16 protein-coding genes are annotated in these 17,615 nt (G+C 62.5%); 9 read left to right on the top strand and 7 right to left on the bottom strand.

Annotation, left to right across the window (positions count from 1 at the left end; all coding sequences use genetic code 11):
• Nucleotides 1–44: 44 nt before the first annotated feature.
• Both BW995_RS19590 and BW995_RS19585 read right to left on the bottom strand, forming a co-directional pair.
• Nucleotides 45–485 carry an NADAR family protein gene (locus BW995_RS19590; protein WP_076402129.1) on the bottom strand — a complete coding sequence of 147 codons (441 nt, stop codon included), beginning with the start codon at nucleotides 483–485 and terminating at the stop codon, nucleotides 45–47.
• A 34-nt stretch (nucleotides 486–519) separates the two neighbouring features.
• Nucleotides 520–1,302, bottom strand: coding sequence for an alpha/beta fold hydrolase (locus tag BW995_RS19585; protein ID WP_076402128.1), 783 nt, complete (start codon nucleotides 1,300–1,302; stop codon nucleotides 520–522).
• 42 nt (nucleotides 1,303–1,344) lie between these two features.
• Here BW995_RS19585 and BW995_RS19580 point away from each other — a divergent pair, with 42 nt between their 5' ends.
• From BW995_RS19580 to BW995_RS19560, 5 genes are all read left to right on the top strand, one after another.
• A complete protein-coding gene (locus tag BW995_RS19580) occupies nucleotides 1,345–2,544 on the top strand; it encodes a glycosyltransferase family 4 protein (RefSeq protein WP_245821550.1) in 1,200 nt (399 codons plus the stop codon).
• Nucleotides 2,541–3,470 carry a glycosyltransferase family 9 protein gene (locus BW995_RS19575; RefSeq protein WP_076402126.1) on the top strand — a complete coding sequence of 310 codons (930 nt, stop codon included), beginning with the start codon at nucleotides 2,541–2,543 and terminating at the stop codon, nucleotides 3,468–3,470. The genes BW995_RS19580 and BW995_RS19575 overlap by 4 nt, the downstream gene beginning before the upstream one ends.
• A gap of 361 nt (nucleotides 3,471–3,831) precedes the next feature.
• The gene (thrS, locus tag BW995_RS19570) at nucleotides 3,832–5,748 is read left to right on the top strand and encodes a threonine--tRNA ligase (RefSeq protein WP_076402125.1); all 1,917 of its coding nucleotides are present in this window, start codon (nucleotides 3,832–3,834) and stop codon (nucleotides 5,746–5,748) included.
• A gap of 275 nt (nucleotides 5,749–6,023) precedes the next feature.
• A complete protein-coding gene (gene infC / locus BW995_RS19565; RefSeq protein WP_076402124.1) occupies nucleotides 6,024–6,545 on the top strand; it encodes a translation initiation factor IF-3 in 522 nt (173 codons plus the stop codon).
• Nucleotides 6,546–6,752: 207 nt separating this feature from the next.
• Nucleotides 6,753–7,121, top strand: a complete 369-nt coding sequence (locus BW995_RS19560) for a hypothetical protein (RefSeq protein ID WP_076402123.1) — start codon at nucleotides 6,753–6,755, stop codon at nucleotides 7,119–7,121.
• 13 nt (nucleotides 7,122–7,134) lie between these two features.
• On the opposite strand, the gene BW995_RS19555 is transcribed toward BW995_RS19560, so the two are convergent.
• Complete coding sequence (locus BW995_RS19555; RefSeq protein WP_076402122.1) at nucleotides 7,135–8,493, bottom strand: diguanylate cyclase domain-containing protein; 1,359 nt, start codon at nucleotides 8,491–8,493, stop codon at nucleotides 7,135–7,137.
• A 258-nt stretch (nucleotides 8,494–8,751) separates the two neighbouring features.
• Here BW995_RS19555 and BW995_RS19550 point away from each other — a divergent pair, with 258 nt between their 5' ends.
• Nucleotides 8,752–9,954 carry a pyridoxal phosphate-dependent aminotransferase gene (locus BW995_RS19550; RefSeq protein WP_076402121.1) on the top strand — a complete coding sequence of 401 codons (1,203 nt, stop codon included), beginning with the start codon at nucleotides 8,752–8,754 and terminating at the stop codon, nucleotides 9,952–9,954.
• Nucleotides 9,955–10,058: 104 nt separating this feature from the next.
• Here BW995_RS19550 and BW995_RS19545 read toward each other — a convergent pair whose 3' ends face one another.
• Nucleotides 10,059–10,484, bottom strand: a complete 426-nt coding sequence (locus BW995_RS19545) for a PRC-barrel domain-containing protein (RefSeq protein ID WP_076402120.1) — start codon at nucleotides 10,482–10,484, stop codon at nucleotides 10,059–10,061.
• A 57-nt stretch (nucleotides 10,485–10,541) separates the two neighbouring features.
• Complete coding sequence (locus BW995_RS19540) at nucleotides 10,542–10,946, bottom strand: PRC-barrel domain-containing protein (RefSeq protein ID WP_076402119.1); 405 nt, start codon at nucleotides 10,944–10,946, stop codon at nucleotides 10,542–10,544.
• Between the two features lie 218 nt (nucleotides 10,947–11,164).
• On the opposite strand from BW995_RS19540, the gene BW995_RS19535 reads away from it, so the two are divergent.
• Complete coding sequence (locus tag BW995_RS19535; protein ID WP_076402118.1) at nucleotides 11,165–12,175, top strand: GlxA family transcriptional regulator; 1,011 nt, start codon at nucleotides 11,165–11,167, stop codon at nucleotides 12,173–12,175.
• Nucleotides 12,176–12,430: 255 nt separating this feature from the next.
• Nucleotides 12,431–13,615 carry an MFS transporter gene (locus BW995_RS19530; protein WP_076402117.1) on the top strand — a complete coding sequence of 395 codons (1,185 nt, stop codon included), beginning with the start codon at nucleotides 12,431–12,433 and terminating at the stop codon, nucleotides 13,613–13,615.
• Nucleotides 13,616–13,994: 379 nt separating this feature from the next.
• Here the strand turns inward: BW995_RS19530 and mutY are convergent, their stop codons facing one another.
• Complete coding sequence (mutY, locus tag BW995_RS19525) at nucleotides 13,995–15,050, bottom strand: A/G-specific adenine glycosylase (protein WP_076402116.1); 1,056 nt, start codon at nucleotides 15,048–15,050, stop codon at nucleotides 13,995–13,997.
• 89 nt (nucleotides 15,051–15,139) lie between these two features.
• On the opposite strand from mutY, the gene BW995_RS19520 reads away from it, so the two are divergent.
• On the top strand, nucleotides 15,140–15,640 hold the full coding sequence (locus BW995_RS19520; protein ID WP_076402115.1) for a DUF721 domain-containing protein: 501 nt from the start codon (nucleotides 15,140–15,142) through the stop codon (nucleotides 15,638–15,640).
• A gap of 35 nt (nucleotides 15,641–15,675) precedes the next feature.
• Here BW995_RS19520 and BW995_RS19515 read toward each other — a convergent pair whose 3' ends face one another.
• Nucleotides 15,676–17,139, bottom strand: a complete 1,464-nt coding sequence (locus tag BW995_RS19515) for a M23 family metallopeptidase (protein WP_084195019.1) — start codon at nucleotides 17,137–17,139, stop codon at nucleotides 15,676–15,678.
• Nucleotides 17,140–17,615: the final 476 nt, after the last annotated feature.

Here is a 17,615-nt window from a genome sequence, read left to right as displayed (position 1 = left end):
GTGTGGAAGGCGCCCTTTTTTGTATCGGTGGCCTGAGGGCCGGTTTACCGGGCCTGTATCCGGTTGCGAACCCGCATGATCGCTTCGCCCAGTTCATTGCGTCCCTGATCCCGGCACAGACCCCAAAAGGTATCGCCAAAGACGTTGCGGTTGATGATGGGCCGGTCGCCAGTGGCGATCAGGCGCCGCCGCAGGGCGGGGATGGCGAATTTGGCGTCGAGCAAATCTTCCATCACTGCCACCCGGCACTGTTCCCAGTCCGGGCGCAGCGGCACATGCAGGCCGCGCATCTTGGCCTCGTCCGGGCCGCAATCGCGGATCAGGGCGCGGGCGCGGTGATCGCTGGTCTTGGCGGCCTGAAAGGCATTTTCGACAGTCATGTACAGCTCGCCCTCATAGTCGATCGGGGCTGGCGAGAAGTTGGACAGCCAGTAAAATTCGGCGGTGAACTCGTCGATTGGCAGGTCGTGTTGTCCATCATACATGCTGTCTGCAGTCCTTTCGGTTCTACCGGGTCGGTTATGTCGGACCGACGCGCGCCAGCAGTTCATCAAGCGTGCGCGTCATGCGTTCCAGGTCTTCCGGCTCGGACAGCCGGTGGTCGCCACGTTTGATGAAGGTACACAGAACATCATCGCTGACCAGCTGGCGGGCCAGGGTCAGCGAGCGTTCCCAAGGCACCGAGTCGTCCTGTTGTCCATGCAGGATACGCACCGGGCCGTGATAGGGAATCGGGCTGTGCAGCAGGGAATTGGCGTGTCCGTCATCGAACAGGGCTTTGGTCAGCGGGTAAGGGTCACAGGAATAATCGCTGTTAAAATAGCAAATTCCGTCCCGTTGCAGGGCTTCCCACTGTTCAGGGCTGATCTGCGAACGTGTCAGGTCATCGGTAAAATCCGGTGCCGGAGCAATGCCCAACAGGCCGACGACCTTTTCCGGGCGGGCCAGGGCGGCCAGCAACATCACCCAACCACCCATCGACGAGCCAATCAGGACTTGCGGGCCATCGCACAGGCTGTCTAAAACAGCGACGGTGTCTTCGGCCCAGCGTCCGATGGTTCCGTCGATGAATTGCCCCGAACTCTGACCATGGCCCAACTGGTCAAAGCGGAGAAACGGGCGATTGTGTTGGTGGCACCACTGTTCAACGTACAGGGCCTTGCCACCGTTCATGTCTGACTTCAGGCCATGCAGGAAAACCACCCCGACTCCGTCGCCGGGGCTCTGGTGATAGGCAATGGACGAACCGTCAGGCCGTGATAGTATCCGGGGCCGGTTTTCGGCGAGAGTATCGGGTGTCATTTGGCTATTCGACCGCTCTGCTGATTTGAAAGAATAATGATTGTGAACCCGTATCTTAACACCGAAGCATCGTCCGTCCCAACCCCTGCCCCCACCGATGCCGGCGGGCAGCCACCGACCATTTTGCAGGTGCTGCCCCGGCTTGAAACCGGTGGCGTTGAGCGTGGCACCATCGAGATCGCCCAAGCCCTGGTTCAGGCCGGATGGCGGGCGGTGGTGGCCAGTGAGGGCGGGCGGATGGTGCGGGAGCTTGACCGTATCGGTGCCGAGCACGTGACGATGCCGCTGGCGACCAAAAACCCGCTGAAAATCCGCCGCAATGGCGATGCCCTGGCGCGACTGGTCAGGGAACGGGGCGTCTCGTTGATTCATGCCCGCTCGCGCGCTCCGGCATGGAGTGCACTGCAGGCGGCCCGAACCACGGGAGTCCCTTTTGTCACGACGTTCCACGGCACCTATAATTTAGGGCCGTTTGCAATCAAGCGCCGCTATAACGCGGTGATGACCGAAGGCGACCGGGTGATCGCCATTTCCGAATTCATCCGTGGGCACATGATCAGCACCTATGGTGTGGATGACAACAAGATCCGGGTGATCCACCGGGGGGTGGACTTCAGCCGCTTTGACCCCGACAAGGTCAGCGCCGAACGGATGATCCAGTTGTCACAGCGCTGGCGGCTGGCCGATGACGAGCCGGTGATCATGCTGCCCGGACGGCTGACCCGCTGGAAGGGACAACTGCTGCTGATCGAGGCCCTGAAGCGCCTGAAAGACCTGCGGTTCCGCTGTGTACTGGTTGGGTCTGATCAGGGGCGGACGGCCTATCGGCAGGAAGTGGACGACGCCATTGAGGCCGCCGGTCTGCGGGACCGGGTGCAGGTGGCCGACGATTGCCACGACATGCCCGCGGCCTACATGCTGGCCGATGTGGTGGTTTGCGCCTCGACTGACCCCGAAGCCTTTGGCCGCGTTCCGGCGGAAGCGCAGGCGATGGGGCGGCCGGTGGTGGCGCCGGACCATGGTGGCTCGCCGGAAATCGTCCAGCATCACCAGACCGGCTGGCTGTTCGGGGCGATGCATCCCGGCTCGCTGGCGACCATGCTGCGCGAAGCCCTGACCCTGACCCCGCAGCAGCGCGAGGCGCTGGCCCAGCGGGAAATGGCCCATGTCCGGCGGCATTTTTCCACCGAGGCGATGTGTGCGAAAACCCTTGATGTGTATCGTGAAGTCCTGACCCGATGAGTGACCCGGCGCGCATTCTGGTGATCAAGCTGTCGGCGCTGGGCGATTTCGTGCAGGCGTTCGGGCCGTTTGCCGCCATTCGGGCGGCTCACCCGCAGGCGAGGATCACCTTGTTGACCACCCGCCTGTTTGCCGATCTGGCGCGCCGCAGCCCGTGGTTTGACGAGGTGTGGATCGACGAGCGGCCCAAATTGTGGCAGGTCGGCAAGATGCGGGCCTTGCGGCGGCTGTTGCGCAGCGGTCAGTTCGAGCGGGTCTATGACCTGCAAACCTCGGATCGTTCTTCCGGCTATCTGCGCTTGCTGGGCGGGCCAAAGGCGGTGGAGTGGTCGGGGATTGCCCGTGGCTGTTCCCATCCGCACCGCAATCCGCAGCGGGACGGGATGCACACCATCGAGCGTCAGGCCGAGCAGTTGCGCGATGCGGGCATCGAGCCGCTCAGCCGACCCGATCTGTCGTGGCTGGATGCCGAGATCACGGCCTTTGCCCTGTCTGAGCCCTTTGCTTTGCTGGTCCCCGGTGGGGCACCCCACCGCCCGGACAAGCGCTGGCCAGCGGCGGGCTATGCCGAACTGGCGGTATTGCTGGCCGCGCAAGGGGTGACGCCGGTGGTGGTCGGGACAGCCAGTGAACAGGACGCCGCCGATGCGGTGCAGGCGGCCTGTCCGCAGGCGGTGTCCCTGATCGGGAAAACCGGCATTGCCGATCTGGCGGCATTGGCCCGGCGGGCGCAGGTGGCGATTGGCAATGATACCGGGCCGATGCATCTGGCGGCGGGCTGTGGCTGCCGCTGTGTGGTGCTGTACTCCCAGGCGTCCGACCCGGCGCTGTGCGGCCAGCGTGGTGAGCAGGTGCAGTTCCTGCGGGTGGCCTCGCTGGCAACCGACCTGACCCCGGCGCAGGTAATGGCTGCGGTGGCGTCATGACGGCCTTGCGCGCCTGATGGCAGGACAAATTCTGGCCTTTTGGGCGCATGGATGCTATAAACAGACGGATCAAGAGTATTTTTCTTGATCCGTCTGTTGTTTCTGGTCAGGACGAGTTCCGTGGTCTCTGGTTCGTTATCCATCGGTTGTGTGATGATCCGCGTTGCTTTGGCGACGGCGGTGACACGAACTATGGGCACGGAGTGCTGATCCTCGGCTTGAGCCTTTGCTCGCCGCTGGCGGTGCTCCGCTGCATGTGACGTTCCCTTTCATGAGTCAGGCGGGACCCGCCGAACTGCTTGCAACATCGCCCGGGCGCGCTATCGTGCGCCATCGGGTGTCAGGAAAAGAGATTATAACAATGGTTGCCATTACCCTGCCGGACGGCAGCGTTCGCCACTACGAAGGCCCGGTTACCGGCGCGTCGGTGGCTGCGGATATTGCCCCCAGCCTTGCCAAGGCGGCGTTGGCGGTGTTCGTCAACGGTGACATGTGGGATCTGGGCCGGACAATTGACAGCGACGCTGCGCTGTCGGTGGTGACGGTCAAGGACGACGCGGCGCTGGAGCTGATCCGCCACGACGCCGCCCATGTGATGGCCGAAGCGGTACAGGAGTTGTATCCGGGCACGCAGGTGACCATCGGTCCGGCGATTGAAAACGGCTTTTATTACGACTTTGCGCGCGACACGCCCTTTTCGACCGAAGATCTGGAACAGATCGAAGCGAAGATGCGCGAAATCGTTGACCGCAACGAACAGATCATCCGCGAAGAATGGGACCGCGACGCCGCCATCGCCCATTTCCTCGAGATCGGTGAAAAGTACAAGGCCGAGCTGATCGAAGCGATCCCGGCCGGGCAGACCATCACCGTCTACCGCCAGGGCAAGTGGAAAGACCTGTGCCGTGGGCCGCACCTGCCGTCCACCGGCAAGATGGGCAAGCATTTCAAGCTGATGAAGGTCGCCGGAGCCTATTGGCGCGGTGATTCGCGCAACGAGATGCTGCAGCGTATCTATGGCACCGCCTGGGCGACCGAAAAGCAGCTGAAGGACTACCTCCACATGCTGGAGGAAGCCGAAAAGCGCGACCATCGCAAGCTGGGCCGCGAAATGGGCCTGTTCCACCTGCAGGACGTGGCGCAAGGCGCGGTGTTCTGGCACCCGAAAGGCTGGCGTCTGTACCGGGCGCTGCAGACCTACATGCGCAACCGGCTGGATGCGGCGGGCTATGTGGAAGTGAATACGCCGCAGATGGTCGATCGTGTGCTGTGGGAGCATTCGGGCCACTGGGAAAAGTTCCGCGAAGGGATGTTCATCAGCGAGGCGGAAGAAAAAACCCTCGCCATCAAGCCGATGAACTGCCCGTGCCACGTGCAGATCTTCAATCAGGGCATCAAGTCCTATCGTGACCTGCCGCTGCGCATGGCCGAGTTCGGCGCCTGTCACCGCAACGAGCCGTCGGGCAGTCTGCACGGCCTGATGCGCGTGCGGGCCTTTACCCAGGACGATGCGCACATCTTCTGTACCGAAGACCAGATCATCACCGAAACCAAGGCCTTCTGTGACCTGCTGCAAAGCGTCTACAAGGACCTTGGCTTTACCGAAGTCCGGGTGAAGTTCTCCGACCGGCCGGAAAAGCGCGCCGGGACCGATGCCACCTGGGACAAGGCCGAAGCCGCCCTGAAGGACGCCACCGACGCCGCCGGTCTGGCCTGGACCCTGAACCCCGGCGAAGGGGCTTTCTATGGCCCGAAGCTGGAATTCGTTCTGCGCGATGCCATTGGGCGTGACTGGCAGTGCGGGACGCTGCAGGTGGACTTTGTGCTGCCCGAGCGTCTGGATGCCGAATACGTCGGCGAAGACGGCAACCGTCACCGTCCGGTGATGCTGCACCGGGCGATCCTCGGGTCGTTCGAACGCTTCATCGGCATGCTGATCGAAAACTACGCCGGAAAGTTCCCGCTGTGGTTGGCCCCGACCCAGGTGGTGGTGGCCACGATCACCAGCGACGGCAACGAGTACGCCGAAGAGGTTGCCGCAGCGATGCGGGCGCGCGGCCTGAAGGTCGAGGTTGATACCCGCAACGAAAAGATCAATTACAAGGTCCGTGAGCACTCGCTGGCCAAGGTGCCGGTGATTGCCGTGGTCGGCAAGCGCGAAGCGGAAGAAAAAACCGTTGCCCTGCGCCGTCTGGGCAGCGAAAAGGCCCAAGAAATCCTTGCGCTGGGAACGGCGCTGGATACACTCCAAGCAGAAGCCGCCATGCCGGGGTGCTAACCCCGCCGGCGACTTGATACCGGTTCTGCTCCGGGACGGGCTTTGCCCGTTTCCGGGGACAGCGCCACAAAGGATAAGAGTCCACTGCCGCCGCTCGGTGGTGCGGGAAGCAATCAGGTCTTTGACCTGTCCCGCCATCATCATCCCGAGGGCTGTGTCACCGCCGAAAGAGAGGGGTTTCCCTGGGGGTCGGTCCGGTGCTCAGCCTGAGCCTTCGGGGTGGGCTTTTGAGCATAACTCTGGCTAAGGGAGATTTTTACATAGCTAGACCGCCGATGACGGCGCCGCCGTCCAAAGATGGACCGCGCGTCAACGATGCCATCAAGTCCCAGACCGTCCGCCTGATCGATGCCGAAGGGGAACAGGTCGGGGTCGTCCATATCCGTGAAGCCATTGAAATGGCCGAGTCGGCCGGGCTTGACCTGGTGGAAATCTCGCCGAACGCCGAACCTCCGGTGTGCAAGATTCTCGACTTTGGCAAGTTCAAGTACGAGTCGCAGAAACGGAAGGCCGAGCAAAAGAAAAAGCAGAAGGTCATCGAAATCAAAGAGATCAAGCTGCGGCCGAATATTGACGACAACGACTACGAAGTGAAGATGCGCTCCCTGCGCCGCTTCATCGAAGAAGGCAACAAGGTCAAGGTCACTCTGCGCTTCCGTGGTCGCGAACTTGCGCACCAGGAGTTGGGCATGGATGTGCTCAACCGTGTGCGTGAAGATTTCGCTGATATTACCAAGGTCGAGCAGTTCCCCAAGATGGAGGGACGTCAGATGACCATGGTGATGTCTCCGAAATAAACTGCCGGAACCATCTGGTTCCGTTAGGACTTGCGATGGCGGTGATGTCCCCGGTCCCGGGGGTGGATCCGTGTCTTCGGCGGGCCGGGAGTTTTCCGGCCCGTTTTTGTTTTTGTGCATCACCCGTGCTCTGCCGCGCAGGTTTTAAATTGCGCGAAACGTGTGTTCGACCGACACTATCCATACCTTCGGTATGGGTATCAGATCGTGCCACCATCGTCTTCCTCCCCCTCTCAGCCTCCAGTCGATGCGGCGCTGGTGGCGGCCATTCACCACCTCGACGTTGTTGCCCATGAACAGGAACTGGCGGTGAATCGCATTCTGGGGCTGGTCGAGCTGCTGCTGGCCTCGGCCCCGGACCGGGTCACGCACGCCCGTCTGGAAGGTATCCTCGAAGCCTGTGCCTTTCAGGATCTGGCCGGGCAGCGGTTGACCAAAGTCGGGCGTCTGCTGCGCTATCTGCGCGAGAAAGCCAGTCCGGGCGATGAACTGTCGGCGCATGTCCCGCCCACCAGCGACGGGCTGACGCAGGAGCAGGTGGACCTGCTGCTGCGGGGCAGGCGGTTGCCACGGTAAGACGGTCGTCGGGTCAGGCCTGTCCGCCATTCTCCTGATCCGGGGTGAAAAAGCAAAAGCCGTTCCGGCCCGCGGCTTTGGCGCGATACAGGGCCTGATCTGCGGCAACGAGCAGGGCTTCGGCTGACCGGCCATGGTCTGGAAAGCAGGCAATGCCGATGCTCAGGCCGATGTGGGCCTGCGTGCCGCCGCAGGGGATCGGGGCGGCGATGGTGGCCACCAGTCGGGCGGCCAGGTCGCTGGCGTGCAGACGGTCGGCGACCAGCAGGGCGGTGAATTCGTCGCCACCCAGGCGGGCGATGCAGTCGGTGGGGCGCAGGATGGCGCGCAAGCGGTGGGCGACCTCGCGCAGGACGCTGTCGCCGCTTTGATGGCCGAGCGTGTCGTTGACCTGCTTGAACCGGTCGAGGTCCATATAAAAGACCATCACCTCTGCCCCGTGTCCGGTGGCAAGCGTGTCCTGCAACTGTTGCCGGAACAGGCTGCGGTTGGGCAGACCGGTCAATGGATCGTGGGAGGCCAGTTGCGTGAGGTGGGCTTCAACCCTTTTCCGGTGGTCGACTCCACGGACGGACGAGACATAGCCATTGGGCAAACCGCTGTGGCGGTCATGGGTCAGGCGGACAAAGGCTTCCAGCCATACCCATGAGCCGTTCTTGTGGCGCTGGCGCTGTTCGCTGATACCGACCTCAAGGGTACCATTCCGCACCTTCTGCATCAGGGCGGCAAAGGCCGGAACATCGTCAGGGTGGGTGAGGGTAATGGCGCGCTGGCCGATCAACTCATCCGGCTCATATCCCAGCAAGGTGCGCACCGACGGTGAAATGTACAGGCGCACGCCATCAAGCGTTCCGCGGACGATCGTATCGGTCGAGGTCTCCGTCAGCAGGCGGAATTCGGCTTCCTGTTCTTCGGCATCCCTGGCGGCCGTGTGCAGGCGCAAGCACTGATCGGCAATGGCACCGCAATCATCCAGCCTCTGTCGCAGGCTGGCGGTGATCGGCTGGGGGTGGCTGTCGATGACCGTCACCCGCCCTGCTCCGTCCGGCCCGATCGGCAGGCTGGCATAAAAACGTACCCAGGGGGGGAGCCCGAGGTCAGGGTGGGCGTGGGCATCATTCAGCAACAGGGTGGGCTGGCTCCCGGCGGGCAGTCGGAGATCCTGCCAGGGGGGCGGAGTCTGCTCTGGCGCGGTGTCGTGCCAGATGCATGGCGTCCCCCATTCGTTGGTGGGGTCCAGATGGATCACCACCAAAGCGACGTTCAGCACGGCGCGGATCGTGCGGCACAAGGCATCAAAGCGCAAGGTCGCGAAAGGCTGTTCACCTTGCTGCGGATCGGAGGTTGCCGGAAAAGAACAGCCGCTGCCCATTGTACCCCGTCTGTGGTGATGGCGGCTCTGCCAGAAAGCGAGCCGGAAAATGTAGAGGTTGCATGACAGGAAGTATCGGGGGCCTGCGGCTGTTTTTCCACAGGAAGATCACCCCCATTCTGCGGGAGGTGAAAGCCCTGCCAATGCCACCATCAATGCCGCCATCCCTGCCATTGTCCCCTTGCGGTCAACGCCCGGCGGGGGTAGGGTGCGGCAGTTTTCTGTTCCCCATCCATGGCACTCGCAAGGGGTAATCCCATGTCTATTCTTGCTCAACGCCTGTCCGCGATTAAGCCCTCTCCGACCATTGCGGTCACCCAGAAGGCTGCTGAACTGAAGGCCGCTGGCCGTGACGTGATCGGTCTGGGCGCTGGTGAACCGGATTTCGACACTCCCGACCACATCAAGGCGGCTGCCAAGGCGGCTCTGGACCGGGGCGAAACCAAGTACACTGCGGTTGCGGGGACTCTGACCCTGCGCAAGGCGATCTGCGCAAAGTTCAAGCGGGAAAACGACCTGGACTATACCCCCGATCAGGTGACGGTCGGCTGCGGTGGCAAGCAGGTGATCTATAACGCCATCATGGCGACCGTTGACGCTGGCGACGAAGTGATCATCCCGGCCCCGTACTGGGTGTCATACCCCGACATCACCCTGCTGGCTGGTGGCGTGCCGGTGTTCGTCGAATGCACCGAAGCCAACAACTTCAAGCTGACTGCCGAGCAGCTGGACGCCGCGATCACCCCGAAGACCAAGTGGCTGGTGCTGAACAGCCCGTCGAACCCGACCGGTGCGGCCTATTCGGCGGCGGACCTCAAGGCTCTGGCCGATGTGCTGCTGAAGCACCCGCATGTCTGGATCATGACCGATGACATGTATGAACATCTGGTCTACGACGACTTCAAGTTCGCCACCATCGCCCAGGTAGAACCGAAGCTGTACGACCGCACCCTGACCATGAACGGTGTGTCGAAGTCGTTCGCCATGACCGGCTGGCGCGTCGGCTATGCCGCTGGCCCGCTGCCGGTGATCAAGGCGATCAACGTCATCCAGTCGCAGTCGTCGACCCACACCGCGTCGGTGTCGCAGGCCGCCGCCGCTGCCGCCCTGTCCGAGCCGATGGACTTCTTCCCGGCGTGGCGCAAGGCGTTCCAGGAGCGTCGTGATCTGGTGGTCAAGATGCTGAACGAAGCCGAAGGTCTGAGCTGCCTGACCCCCGAAGGCGCGTTCTATGTCTATCCGTCCTGCGCGGGCGCGATCGGCAAGACCACCGCTGACGGCAAGACCATCGAAAGCGACAGCGATTTCGCCACCTACCTGCTGGAAGCCGAAGGCGTGGCGGTGGTGCAGGGCGCGGCCTTTGGCCTGTCGCCGTACTTCCGCATCTCCTATGCCACCTCGGCGGACGTCCTGACCGAAGCCTGCACCCGCATTCAGCGTTTCTGTGCATCGCTGAAGTAAGGGACTCCGTTTGCTTCCCGGTGAAGCAGACTGAGGGTTAACAAAAGAACGGCCCCTGCCTGTTGGCGGGGGCCGTTTTGTTTGACCGACAGCGGGGGAACAGGTTACTCCGCCGCGACCGGCTCGCCGACATCGGGCAGACTGGCCACCTGATCGGCATTCATCTGAACCACGATGGCATCGGACCCGGCAGAAACGCGGCTGACATCAATCTCGGCGTTCTTTTCGCCAAAGCCGTAAAAGCCGCCATGGCCGATATTCAGCACGCGGGCGCGGCCATCGACCATCACCACATCACGGACGGTGCCGACTTCCTGTCCATCCTGACTGAACACCGGCTTGCCAATCACACTGCCATCAAGTGAGGGTGCGGGCGGCGGTGCCTGCAGCGAGATTTCAGGGGCATCGTCATCGTTCATGCCCTGAGCGAAAGCCGGACTGAGGGAGCCGAGGCCAATGACGCAGGCCAGGGCAACCGTGCGCGGGGCAAACGGCAGGATCGTGCGGCGGGGGGAGCGGTGAAAGACCATGATCAGACTCTCCTGTGGTGGATGTCGTGCTTCGCGGTAGCTGTTTCCAACGGACGTTTACCGGGAAACCGCACTGGCTTGCTGGTCGCCGGGCGAAGCAAGAATGATCGCATCAGGGGTGATGCTGATACGCTGGGCGTCAACCCACCACGACAGCGGCGCGGCAGTGCTGACATCGTCGGCGGTGATCTGAACCGCCTGAACCCGGAACTGCGTGGACCTGGGGTCCATGCGAACGTCGCTGACGTGACCGACCAGAATGCCGTGGGTGGTGCGGACCGGCAGGTCCTCGATTTCTTCCGGCAGGTCGGTGGCATTCAGGCTGTTGAGCGGGACGCCGTGCTGAACCGGTGCGGCGGGCTGGGCCGAGACGACAACGGTAAACGGCTGGGCCGCCAGAACGACGGCAAGAACAGTGCTGTAGCCAAGATGCTTCAGGAATGGTGGTGCCGAGGACAGCATCGGACCCTCCTTTTCTGCAACCTCGTGATAAGAAATATCCTACCGGCGCGATAGGGCAATTCCGGGGCAGAATAAGGTCATTCCATGACCATTTCGCGGTCATCCTGAGGAGAAAGAACCATCCGTGGCGAAATCCGTGGGGTGATTGTCATTGTCGCCAGCAGATGATCTTGCGATCCTGCTGCCGACAGCACGAGGTGGCAAGGCGAGGGCTGAGGATGATCACGGAACGCACAATCGTCTTTGTTCTGTATGCGCAGGCAGTGATTCTGGATCTGGCCGGGCCGATGCAGGCCTTTACCATCGCCAACGAAGAACTGGCCCGGCGAGGGCAGCCAGCCCATTACCGCCTGTTGACCGCAGGAATGCAGGACGGCGCCGTCACCACCTCGGCAGGGCTGCGGGTGCTGGTGGATTATGCTTTTGATGACCCGGCGCTGGCCGATGGCTGCGATACGGTGCTGGTGGTCGGTGGTCCGGGGATTGATCAGGCGGTGCTGACGGCAGGATTCCTTGACTGGTTGCGGCAGCAGGAACGCCGGGTACCGCGCTTGGGGTCAGTGTGCAGCGGAGCCTTTGCCCTCGCCGAAGCCGGTGTGCTTGATGGCCGTCCAGCAACGACGCACTGGTCACGGGCCAGCGAGCTTGCCAGCCGCTATCCGGCGATCCGGGTGCAGAGTGACCGCCTGCACACTTATGGTCACGGTGCCGAGGATGATGCTCATGTCTTTACCTCGGCGGGCATCACCGCCGGTATTGATCTGGCACTGGCGCTGATCGAAGACGACTTGGGGCCGTCGATGGCGCTGGCGGTGGCGCGGCGGCTGGTGATGTTCCTGCGTCGTCCCGGCGGACAGGCGCAGTGTTCGGCCTTTCTGGCCCCGGACCTTGAACGGGCTCCTCGATTGGCCGGGTTGCTGGAATGGTTGCCGTCGGTGCTGGGGCAATCCCTGACGCTGGAACAGATGGCGGAACAGGCCGGGATGACCCCGCGCACCTTCTCGCGGGTGTTTGCCCAGCAGGTGGGCGAGTCGCCGGGGCGCTATCTTGAACGGCTGCGGGTCGAGGCGGCACGCCAGATGGTCCAGAGCGGGACCAGCTCGCTGGCGATGGTGGCCCGCTGTTGCGGCTTTGGCCACCCGGAGACCCTGCGGCGGGCGTTCCACCGTCATCTTGGGGTCAGTCCACAGGACTATGCCGCCCGCTTCGGGTTGTCCCGCGCGGGCTAGAGCAGTGAGCATGAGTCACATCACAGTACACAAAAGATTATGGAGCGCTGCTCCACACCTCGCCGGGGCCTTGAGGCCCCGGACCCCATTGATTTGATTTTTAAAGAAAAATGGGGGTTTGGGGGCATCGCCACCAAATGGGTTCGGGCGGTAGCCCGCACTGATTCCGCCAACTGTCGTGTGCCGTGGAGTCACATCCAGGGCTCACGGCTCTAGCCTTCTGTCTTCTTTTCATCTTCGGGCGAGGATATCGCGATGTCGTTTCTCACGTCACCGCCGCTGCTGCGGCTTGCGGTGGCGCAGGCTCTCTATTGGTCCTGCTCCATTGTTGGAATCACCCTGACGCTGGTGGTCGGGCGGCAGTTGGCCCCGGCGGTCTGGCTGGCGTCGTTACCGCTGGCGCTGCTGGTGCTGACCTATATGGTGTTGGCCCCCACTCTGGCGCGGCAGATGGCGCAGCACGGGCGGCGGGCGGTGTTCATCGCCGGGGCGGCCAGTGGAGTGATGGGCGGGCTGAGCTATGCCGCCGGGGTGCAGATGTCGAGCTTTGCGCTGTTCTGTCTCGGATCGATGTTCCTTGGTGTGTATCAGGGAACGGCGATGAGTTATCGCTATGCCGCGCTGGAGTCGGCTCCGCCCGAAGGCAAGGGGCGGGCGGCCTCGCTGGTGCTGGCCGGGGGCATTGCGGCGGCGGTGGTCGGGCCGGTGCTGGCCTCGCTCAGTCGGGAAATTCTGCCAGTGCCGTTTATCGGGGCCTATCTGATGCTGTCGGTGTTGGCTGTGGCGGCGATGGTGGTGCTGGCCGGTTTGCCGCGTGGAGTCGCCCAGCCCCGGCCCGATGTCTCGCTGGCGATGATGAGGGTGTTGCTGCAACGGCCCGCCATCCGGGCGGCGGTGCTGGCGACGGCCTGTGGTCACGGGATGATGATTCTGGTGATGAATGCCACCCCGGTCTCAATGGTGGTCTGTGGTCACTCCACCGGCGAAGCCTCGTGGGTGGTACAGGGCCATGTTCTTGGTATGTTTCTTCCGGCGCTGGTCAGTGGCTGGCTGGTGGACCGGCTGGGGTCGCAAAAGATTCTGCTGCTGGGAGCGGTGTTGTTGTTGGTCAGTGGCGGAGTCGCCCTGATCAATGGCTCGCTGGAGGCCTTTGCGGTCAGTTCGCTGCTGCTGGGGGCGGGGTGGAACGTGATGCTGGTGGCCGGGACGACCTTGCTCGGGCGGGGGCATGATTCGCAGGAACGCCCGGCGGCGCAGGGACTGATGGAGCTGACCTCCAGCGCCTCGGCGGCGGTCGCCTCGCTGGCTGCCGCAGTGGCGGTGGCCGGAGGCGGCTGGAGCTGGCTGAATGGCGGCATGATGGCGCTGGTGGCCGTGGTGGCGGTCATCCTGCTGATGGCGGCCCCGCGTCTGGTGGCCCCTGCTCCTGCCGAATCTTAGGGCAGGGAGGGCTGCTCCACACCTCGTCGGGGCCTTAGAGCAGCGTGCGTTAAATCGGACGCCACAGTACACGACAGCAGGGAAACAAAAGTGGGCTACCGCCCATGCTCGTTTGGGTGCGATGCCTCCAAACCCCCATTTTTTCTTTCAATATCAAATTAATGGGGCCTGGGGCCTCCAGGCCCCAGCGAGGTGTGGAGCAGCGCTCCACGTCCTTGTTTTCCTACTGTCGTGTACTGTGACCGGACGCAGGCACGCTGCTCTAACTTTTTGTTTTGTCGCATTATTTTTGCGAAAATCGATTCCCACTTTTCGCACAATGCTCTTGCATTCCAGCAAATACGTCGTCGCAGGCGTATCCATCTGCTTGGGATCTGCTTTAAAGCATCGCGTGGCGGACAATCTTGCGCATGATGGTTGGCAAGGCCTGTTCGCCCAGCGACTCCGGGCTGACCCAGCGGCTGGCGGGTGGTTCGCCGCCCCGGGCGATTCCGGTCACCACTGTCATTTCAAGATGAAAGTGGGTGAAGGTGTGGCGCACCGTGCCGCGGACCGGGTGCCAGCTACAGGATAGCGGGGCGTGTTTGCTGGCCTCGTCCAGTGTCCATGCTCCGCCTTCGCTGCTGTCGCGCCATGGAGTCGAGGGGACTTCCAGCATTCCGCCCAGTAGACCGTGCGGAGGCCGCTTGCGCAGCAGGATCGAGCCATCCCAGCGGGCAATCCAGAACGCCAGCCCGTGGCGGGTCGGCTTTTCGGCCTTGGGGGTGCGGGCGGGCAGGTCGGCGGCAATGCCCTGCAGGCGGCCCTGACAGTCGCGCACCCACGGGCACAGGCCACAGGCCGGGTTGCGCGGGGTGCACAGGGTGGCCCCCAGGTCCATCAACGCCTGAGAATAGTCTCCGCACCGTTCCTGCGGTGCCAACTGCGCCGCCCGCTGCTTCAGGCGGGGTTTGACGCCGGGCAGGGGGGCTTGTTCGGCAAACAGCCGGGCCATTACCCGTTCGACATTGCCATCAACCACCACCGTTGCCCGGCCAAAGGCAATCGAGGCAATGGCGGCAGCGGTGTAATCGCCGATGCCGGGCAGGCTGCGCAGGCCGTCTTCGGTGTCGGGAAAGCGCCCGCCCAGAACGCTGGCCACATGCTGGGCGCATTTCAGCAGGTTGCGGGCACGGGCGTAGTAGCCTAGCCCGGCCCAGGCAGCCATCACCTCTTCGGAGTCTGCGGCGGCAAGGTCCAGCACGGTTGGCCAGCGGTCGAGAAACTTGCGGAAATAGGGGATGACGGCGGCAACGGTGGTTTGTTGCAGCATCACTTCCGACAGCCAGACATGGTAAGGGTCGGCGTAGACTCCGGGCGGTGAACGCCACGGCAGGCGGCGGGCTTCGGCGTCGTACCATGCGAGCAAGGTGCGGCTGAGACGATCTGCTTCCATCGGTTTTTCGACCCGGTATAAACTGAGCTGGTATCAAGGCCGAGGTGCGGCAAAAACACAAGCCCTCTCATGCCACAGGAGCAGCCCGGATGTCACAGCAGGAACGTCGCCCCAGTAACGGCCTGAAAGCGGTTGGTGCGGTCACCGACAAACTAACCCGTCCGCTATTGGGCAAGCGCGGTCTGGCCGAAGGTGATCTGGTGCGCCATTGGGCGGCGATTGTCGGGCCGACACTGGCGGCTTTGTCGCAGCCGGAAAGTGTGCGCTTTCCCCGCGACAAGCGCGACAATGGTGAATTGACCATCCGGGTGGGCAGCGGCCCGGCGGCGACCATGCTGCAACACGAAGCCCCCCGGATCATCGAGCGGGTGAATCGCTTTTATAATTATGCGGCTCTCAGCCGGATGAAGATCATTCAGGCCCCGCTGCCGCCCCGCCGGGCCAACAAGGGGCCGGAGATGCGGCTCCTGTCCTCGGCGGAAGAGCAGGATTTGCAGGCGACGGTGGCCGGAATTGCCGACCCCGACCTGAAAGAGGCCCTGCTGTCGTTGGGGCGGTCGATGCGCGGGCGGCAAAAGAAAGAGACGTAAAAAAACCGGGGCAGAATGTGTCTGCCCCGGTTTTCTTATTCGACGTTTTCCTGTTCGTCCTGCGAGTCGCTGTTCTGACTGAGCGCCAGATTGTTGCGGCTGCTGACCGGCAGGGCGGCGTAGGTGTCTTCCATCTTTTTGCGCGAGGCGAGGAAGTTTTTCAGATCCTTGCCGGCCAGCGTCCGGCCAGAGGGGAAGCGGACACCGATCGGGTTAACCTGAGAGCCACCCTTCAGGATTTCATAGTGCAGGTGGGGGCCGGTGGCGCGGCCAGTGCTGCCGACATAGCCGATCACATCGCCCTGACGGACGCGCATGCCGGGCTTCAGGCCCTTGGCAACGGCATTCATGTGGCCATAGGCAGTGGCGTAGTCGCTGGTATGGCGCAGGCGGACATAGTTGCCATAGCTGCTGAACGGCCCGGCCACTTCGACCGTGGCGTCACCGGCGGCATAGATCGGGGTGCCGGTGGGGGCGGCAAAGTCGACGCCCTTGTGCATTTTGGAATAGCCCAGCACCGGGTGGGTGCGCATACCGAACCCGGACGACAGGCGGGCGCCGTTGATCGGGGTGCGCAGCAGGGCCTTGCGAACGTTCTGGCCCTTTTCGTTGTAGTAATCAACCGAGCCATCGGCGTCTTCAAAGCGATAGAGGGCAAACACCTTGCCGGACAGGGTCAGTGAGGCAAATTGCAGGTAGGCATCGCCCACCGGCTGGCCATCCGGCGTTGCCTTTTGCTTGAACAGGATCTGGAAGCTGTCGCCGTCCTGAATGTCGCGCTGGAAGTCGACGTCATAGGAAAAGATCTTGATCAGCTCTTGCAGCGCATCCAGCGGAACGCCCTGACGGGTGGCGGCGAGGAACAGGCTGGAGTGAATCTTGCCTTCAAAGCGGAAGGTCTGTTCCGACAGCTTGGCCTTTAGCTCGTTGGCCGAAAAACCGCCCTCGTTTTCCTTGGCGGTATAAACGGTGCGCACCGGATCGGCTTCGAGCGAGAATCCATAGAACTCGCGGTCCTGCGGGCCGGACAGGAAGGTCAGGGTGATTTCGTCGCCTGGCCGCAGGTCACGCGGGTTATAGACCTGCTTCATGGCAGCGATCGAGTCGTGGGCTTCCTGGGAATTGACCCCGGCCTCGACCAGCATGCCCAGCAGGGTATCGCCGCGCTGAACCTTGATGGTTTCCTGATGAAGGCCCGGAATCTGCTCGGTGGGGCCGAGGGAGGCAAGCTGCACGCCGTTGGCTGGTTGCCGTGGCACGGCCGATGGACGGCTGGCGCTGCGCGGGCTGGTGATGACGGCATTATCCGCCGTTGCCGGGACCGATGCAAAAGAGGACGGAGTATGAACCGCCGAGGCTGACAGCTCCATCGAGTCCATCGCCTGCTGCGCCAGGCTCTCTTCGGGGCCGGACGGCATCAAGGCAGTCAACAGGGCTACGGATGCCGCACCGGCCAGCATGCCCAAGCCAGCGAACAGAAGCGGTTTCTTGTATCCCATGTATGGACTGCTCCCCCTTGCGAAGACAAGCACCAAAAGCCTCCCGCAGCATCATCGGGGTAACGATGACGGCGAGTGATCCCTACAAAAACGTGCGATGGACGGAGGATGAAAGACATATTGCTTTAAGTCAACCATCCATTCGTCTGTAATTTCTATCAAAATCAAGACGAATTGCTCCGTTCTGCCCGTTTCTGAAACAGTCTGGAACAGATCGTATCATGACGGACAAGGCGTTATTCGGCAGGAATGCGGCAAAAATATGGGCCAGTCATGGGGGTTGAACGATTTAATGGAATGGCTCCGGGGTGGTTCAGTCCCTCGCGCGCGATATCCCTATGGCAGTTAACTGTTGCAGAGAAAAAACGGTTCGATGACACTTTTTTTGAAAAAGGGAGTTGACGGTTAGCGGCTGGGGGGATAGAACCTGCTCCACCGACGACGACGCGACGGCAACGACGCTGAAAACGCCGGGA

It is taken from the genome of Insolitispirillum peregrinum (assembly GCF_900156605.1).
GTDB lineage: Bacteria > Pseudomonadota > Alphaproteobacteria > Rhodospirillales > Rhodospirillaceae > Insolitispirillum > Insolitispirillum peregrinum.
This window is presented reverse-complemented; position numbering and strand designations above follow the sequence as displayed.